This window comes from Phycobacter sedimenti (assembly GCF_038148855.1).
Classification (GTDB): Bacteria; Pseudomonadota; Alphaproteobacteria; order Rhodobacterales; family Rhodobacteraceae; genus Phycobacter; species Phycobacter sedimenti.
Window position 1 is genome coordinate 1 of the sequence record NZ_JBBVGR010000011.1, and the last position, 5,364, is coordinate 5,364.

Annotated in this window: 8 protein-coding genes; 4 read left to right on the forward strand and 4 right to left on the reverse strand. The window is 60.3% G+C overall.

Annotated elements, in window-relative coordinates; translation table 11 throughout:
• Together AADA15_RS17695 and AADA15_RS17700 are read left to right on the forward strand one after the other, a co-directional pair.
• On the forward strand, nucleotides 1-111 hold a 111-nt coding region (locus AADA15_RS17695), incomplete at its 5' end, for an adenosylhomocysteinase (RefSeq protein ID WP_341643031.1).
• Between the two features lie 93 nt (nucleotides 112-204).
• Nucleotides 205-1,005, forward strand: coding sequence for a transporter (locus tag AADA15_RS17700; protein WP_341642889.1), 801 nt, complete (start codon nucleotides 205-207; stop codon nucleotides 1,003-1,005).
• A 398-nt stretch (nucleotides 1,006-1,403) separates the two neighbouring features.
• Here the strand turns inward: AADA15_RS17700 and AADA15_RS17705 are convergent, their stop codons facing one another.
• The 4 genes from AADA15_RS17705 to tsaD are packed head-to-tail and all read right to left on the reverse strand — an operon-like array spanning nucleotide 1,404 to nucleotide 4,156.
• Nucleotides 1,404-1,826, reverse strand: a complete 423-nt coding sequence (locus AADA15_RS17705) for an EVE domain-containing protein (RefSeq protein WP_341642890.1) — start codon at nucleotides 1,824-1,826, stop codon at nucleotides 1,404-1,406.
• Nucleotides 1,826-2,098, reverse strand: a complete 273-nt coding sequence (locus AADA15_RS17710) for a YciI family protein (protein ID WP_341642891.1) — start codon at nucleotides 2,096-2,098, stop codon at nucleotides 1,826-1,828. Before AADA15_RS17710 ends, AADA15_RS17705 begins: the two co-directional genes overlap by 1 nt.
• A 1-nt stretch (nucleotide 2,099) precedes the next feature.
• Nucleotides 2,100-3,062 (reverse strand): NAD(P)H-dependent glycerol-3-phosphate dehydrogenase, encoded by a 963-nt coding sequence (locus AADA15_RS17715; protein ID WP_341642892.1) that lies wholly within the window; start codon nucleotides 3,060-3,062, stop codon nucleotides 2,100-2,102.
• Entirely contained in the window at nucleotides 3,059-4,156 is a 1,098-nt protein-coding gene (gene tsaD / locus AADA15_RS17720) for a tRNA (adenosine(37)-N6)-threonylcarbamoyltransferase complex transferase subunit TsaD (protein WP_341642893.1), read from the reverse strand. Before tsaD ends, AADA15_RS17715 begins: the two co-directional genes overlap by 4 nt.
• Nucleotides 4,157-4,229: 73 nt before the next feature.
• On the opposite strand from tsaD, the gene AADA15_RS17725 reads away from it, so the two are divergent.
• Both AADA15_RS17725 and AADA15_RS17730 read left to right on the forward strand, forming a co-directional pair.
• The gene (locus AADA15_RS17725; protein WP_341642894.1) at nucleotides 4,230-4,979 is read left to right on the forward strand and encodes a uroporphyrinogen-III synthase; all 750 of its coding nucleotides are present in this window, start codon (nucleotides 4,230-4,232) and stop codon (nucleotides 4,977-4,979) included.
• Nucleotides 4,980-5,058: 79 nt separating this feature from the next.
• Nucleotides 5,059-5,364: hypothetical protein (locus AADA15_RS17730; protein WP_341642895.1), on the forward strand; the 306-nt coding region annotated here is incomplete at its 3' end.

Here is a 5,364-nt window from a genome sequence, read left to right on the forward strand (position 1 = left end):
CTGCACCTGGGCCGCATCGGCGTCAAGCTGACCCAGCTCAGCCCCGAACAGGCCGCCTACATCGGCGTCAGCCCAGAGGGCCCCTTCAAGCCCGAACACTACAGATACTGAGCAACACATCGCCAAAATCCAAACGACAAAGCCCCCGCACAAATTCGCGGGGGCTTTTTCATGATATGATTTGCTGCATCATCTGGAGCCGTCATGTTTTCTCGCAGCTTTTCACGTTTCGCCCTTCTGGTCCTCTCTATGCTCGTCGGTATATCCAGGAGCGCCCTTGCTTCTGACGGGGATGCACTTGCAAAACAGCTGTCAAATCCGGTCGCAGACCTGATCAGTGTACCGTTTCAGTTCAACCTTGATCGCGGGATTGGCGCGGGGGGTGATGGCTCTCGTGTGACCGTGAACGTTCAGCCTGTCATTCCATTTTCGCTGAATGACAACTGGAACCTGATTTCGCGCACGATCGTGCCCCTGACCACCCAAAACGATGTGGTTCCGGGATCAAGGCAAACGGGCGTCGGTGACATAGTGCAGAGCATTTTCTTTTCGCCCAAGGCTCCGACGGCGGGTGGATTGATCTGGGGGGTAGGGCCCGTTTTTCTGCTGCCAACGGCAACTGACAACGCTCTGGGCGCGGATACTTTTGCCGCTGGTCCCACGGCTGTGGCGCTGTGGCAAAAAAACGGCTGGACCTATGGTGGCCTAGTCAACCATCTGTGGGATGTGGATGGCTCAATGGATATCAGCGCCACATTCTACCAGCCCTTCGTCGCGCGAGCGCTCGGCAACGGGCAGACCCTGACGCTGCAGGTTGAAGGCACCCATGACTGGGTGCGGGACACAGATTCGATTCCCGTCTCTGTGATCTACAGCAAGGTTACGACCTTTGGAAAACAGCCGGTAAGCTTGGCAGGAGGGATCCGCTACTACGCCGATTCCGCACCAGGGGGGCCATCCGGTTGGGCCGCGCGCATTGCTTTGACGTACTTGTTCCCAAAATAGGCGCTTGTTTGGGACGGGCGGATTGCCCGGTTCAAGCCCTTTGACCAGGCCTTGCTTGATCGTGGATCCGGTGTTCAGTGGTGCCTTTGAACAGGACTTCAAACATACTCAAAATGCATGTCGCATTTTATGGGTATTGTCCGGGCTATTAGATTGCGCGACCGGGTGCTTTGGCGCTATCAATAAGACAACCCGCCAGGAAGGCAGGAACCGAATTTCTCATACGCGTGTGGTGGATATGGAGCACGCGGGGTGAAGGGAAGGTCCTGCTTTCACAGGATCTTCCCTTTTTCGGTTTTCAGACCCTCTATAAGTGCAAAACACTTTTTTGTTCTGCCTTGCCGTGAATTTGGTGCCAGCGATATCAGAGTTCGGGACCACAGCGTTATGCTGTGAGGTCAATCCGGATTTGTGTCACCCAAGGCGCAGACGATCCGCCATTCATCCTCTGTCACAGGTTGCACCGAAAGGCGTGAACTTTTGACAAGCGCCATATCGGACAGTCGCGGGTCAGATTTGATCTGCGACAGAGAAACGGGTTTTTCGAAAGAGCGAACCGCGCGGATATCGACGCAGTCCCAGCGGTCATCATCCGTGGTGCTGTCAGGGTGAGCCTCGGCGCAGACCTCGACGATGCCGACGACTGATTTCTCCTTCTGGGAATGATAGAAAAAGCCGCGATCGCCGATCTTCATCTGCCGCATGAAATTGCGCGCCTGGTAATTGCGCACGCCGTCCCATTCCTCGCCCGCGTCGCCCTTGGCGTGCTGGTCCTGCCAGCTCCAGGTCGAGGGTTCGGATTTGAACAGCCAATAGGCCATCAGCCGATGACCTTTTTCCAGGTGATCAGCTCTACCGCCTCAAAGAGACCCGCCTTGCTGTAGGGATCGCCCGCGGCCCAAGCTTCGCCCGCCGCCATGTCTTCGACGTCCAGGATGATCAGCGATCCGACCATTTCGCCGTTCTGATCCAGCAAAGGCCCGGCCTGAGCGACCGATCCGGTCTCTTCGATATAGGCCAGATGCGCGGCGCGATTCGCCATCCGGGTGTCCAAATGGCCGGGTTTATCGCGTGCAATCAATGCTATAAGCATTTTATTCCTCTTTTAATGGTCGTGACAGCAGTTGAGCGGTTGCGTCATGGATCGTCAAGTCGCCATCGATCAAACCGACGACAGTCCGCGTGATCGGCATATCAAGGCCCATTCCGGTGGCCTTTTTGGCGGTTGCACGCGCTGTTGCAGCGCCTTCCACAGTGACCGATGGATCAAAGGCGCCCCCTTGGCCAATCGCTAGCCCAAGCTGGTAGTTGCGTGACAATTTCGAGCTGCAGGTGAGCGTCAGATCCCCAAAGCCGGATAGCCCCGCAAGCGTTTCCGCGCGGGCACCGCAGGCCAGCGCCATGCGCTGCATCTCGGCATAGCCGCGGGTCATCAGCGCCGCGCGGGCGCTTTCGCCAAGGCCTGCTCCAATGACTGCACCGCAGGCGATGGCGATGACATTTTTCAGGGCACCGCCCAGTTCCGCGCCGATCGTATCCGTGGTGCGATAGAGGCGCAGGTTTGCCGTGGTCAGCTCTGCCTGCAAGGTCTTGCCCAGATCAGGATCTGTGCAGGCCAGTGTCAGCGCTGTCGGCAGACCGCGCGCGATATCTGCAGCAAAGCTGGGTCCGGTCAAAAGGGCGGGCCGCGCATCGGGCAGACAGTCTCGGATCACGGCAATGGGACCAAGGCCCGTGCTCAGCTCGATCCCCTTGCAGCAGGCCACGAGGGTTTTTCCCCCCAGGAGTTCCGCGTTTTCCGTCAGCAGCGCGCGCAGTTTCTGCATCGGGACGGCCAGAAGAATGGTTTCGCCTCCGCCGGCCTCATTCATATCGGAGGTCACGCTCACATTTTCCGGCAGATCGACACCGGGCAGACGGGTCTCGTTTTTTCCGCTTTGGGCCATCTGCTCTGCATGGGTCCTGTTGCGCGCCCACAGCGTCACTGGCCCGTTCCCGGCCAAAGAGATTGCAAGGGCAGTGCCAAAGGCGCCGGCCCCAAGGACCGAGATGCTCATGCCTTGGCCCCTTTCTTGCCCGACCCGATCAAGGCGGGGCTTGTCTGGTCCAGCGGCCAGCGGGGGCGGGCGGTCAGGTCCAGCTCATCGCGGGCGCCGGATCTGTAGCGTTCTAGCCCGGCATAGGCGATCATCGCGGCGTTATCGGTGCACAGGCGCAGGGGCGGCGCGGTAAAGGCGGCGCCTGCCTCGGCGCAGACCTGCTGCAGGGCGGCGCGAATGGCGGTATTGGCGGCGACACCGCCGGCAACCGCCACGGTCGGGGTGGCTGGGTTTTCTTCCATGTAGAGTGCCAATGCGCGGCGGGTTTTCTCGGCCAGGGTATCCACCACGGCAGCCTGAAACCCGGCGCAGAGATCGGCGCGGTCCTGCCGGGTCAGCCCGCCTTTTTCCGCTACGATCTGATCGCGCATCCGCATCAGTGCGGTTTTCAGGCCCGAAAAGGACAGGTTGCAATCGGGCCGGTCCAAAAGCGGGCGCGGAAAACGGAAGCGTTTGGGATCACCCGTTTCCGCATCGGCCTGAACCGAAGGGCCGCCGGGCTGCGGCAGACCCAAAAGGCGCGCGGTCTTGTCAAAGGCTTCGCCCGGTGCATCGTCGATGGTGCCGCCCAGGCGGGTGAAATCCTCGGGCCCGCGAACGATCAGGTACTGGCAGTGCCCGCCGGACACCAACAGCATCAGATAGGGAAAGGCGATGCCGTCGGTCAGTCGCGGCGTCAGCGCATGGCCTGCCAGATGGTTCACACCAATGAGGGGTAAGCCCGTCGCGGCCGCGATTCCTTTGGCGCACATCACGCCTGACATCACGCCTCCGATCAGGCCGGGACCTGCCGTAACGGCGATAGCATCCATGTCTTTGAGTGTCAGCCCGGCCTCTTTCAGCGCCTCAATGACGCAGATATCCAGCTTTTCCGCATGAGCGCGGGCGGCGATCTCGGGGACGACCCCTCCATAGGCGCTATGGAGTTCGGTCTGACCGAAGACGACCGACGACAAAACCTCGGCCGGGGCATCGTCAGTTTGGCGTACCACGGCAGCCGCGGTATCGTCGCAGCTGCTTTCTAGGCCAAGGATCGTCAGGCTGTCAGTCATCGCGCTATCATTGCATCAGGTCAGCGCCGCAGCTACCACCTATGACAGTTGCAAACAATCCCGGGAGCGAGATGTGACCGATCCGACAAGCCAAGGGACCGTGGGCCTGTTGATGACGCGCCCCCTGCCGTCGGCGCAGCGCTTCGTTGCGGATTTGCCCTTGCAGGTGCGGGTATTGGTCGATGTGATCTACGCACCCTTGATGGAGATCGTCGGTCTCCCTGGTGAGATTGCCAGTGAAGAGATCAAGGCGCTTATCTTTACCTCGGCCAATGGAGTTGAGGCGGCCATCGGTCGTGTACCAACAGACCTGACAGCCTATTGTGTAGGCGAGCGCACGACCCAAAAGGCCGCGCAGGCAGGCTGGGATGCGAAATGCACCGGCAAAACCGCCGATGAACTGGTAGAGGCCTTGATCGAAACGCCTTCCTCTGTCCCGGTTTTGCACCTTCACGGGCGCAACACACGTGGCGATGTGGCGGCGCGGCTGACTGCGGCGGGGGTGCAGTGCCGGGGGCAGGCGATCTACGATCAGCGCCTGCTGCCACTTGGGACAGACGCATTGCGTGCAATAACATCGCATCGCGCTATGATTGTGCCGCTTTTTTCGCCCCGCACTGCGCAGCATTTCGCCGAGATCTGCCCGGATGCATCCAATTTGCATCTGATTGCGTTAAGTCAGGCGGTGGCAGAGCCTTTGAAAGCCTTGAATTGCAGGCACTTGCAGGTATGTAGCTCGCCTGATGCGACCGCCATGGCATCGATGGTCCGTGATGCCGCAGCCTGTCTTGCGCGGGTTGAGGACCGGCCGCGCGGGCAGTAGTGTCGCCTTTGGGTGAGCGCATTCACGCTGACAGAGTCGCGCGCGCTTCAGGATCGGTGGAATCGAGTGGGAGGCCGACGTGGCTGAAAAGAAAACTCCGGATGATGTAACCGACGCAGAGATCGTCGAGGTCACGCCCTCTGAGGATACCAAGACAGTCGCGCCGGACCCCGTTGACGCTGACGAGGGATCCGAGGTTCGCGCTTCCGAAGCCGAAGCCGAAGCCGAAGCCGAAGCCGAAGCCGAAGCCGAAGCCGAAGCCGAAGCCGAAGCCGAAGCCGAAGCCGAAGCCGAAGCCGAAGCCGAAGCCGAAGCCGAAGCCGAAGCCGAAGCCGAAGCCGAAGCCGAAGCCGAAGCCGAAGCCGAAGCCGAAGCCGAAAAGCAC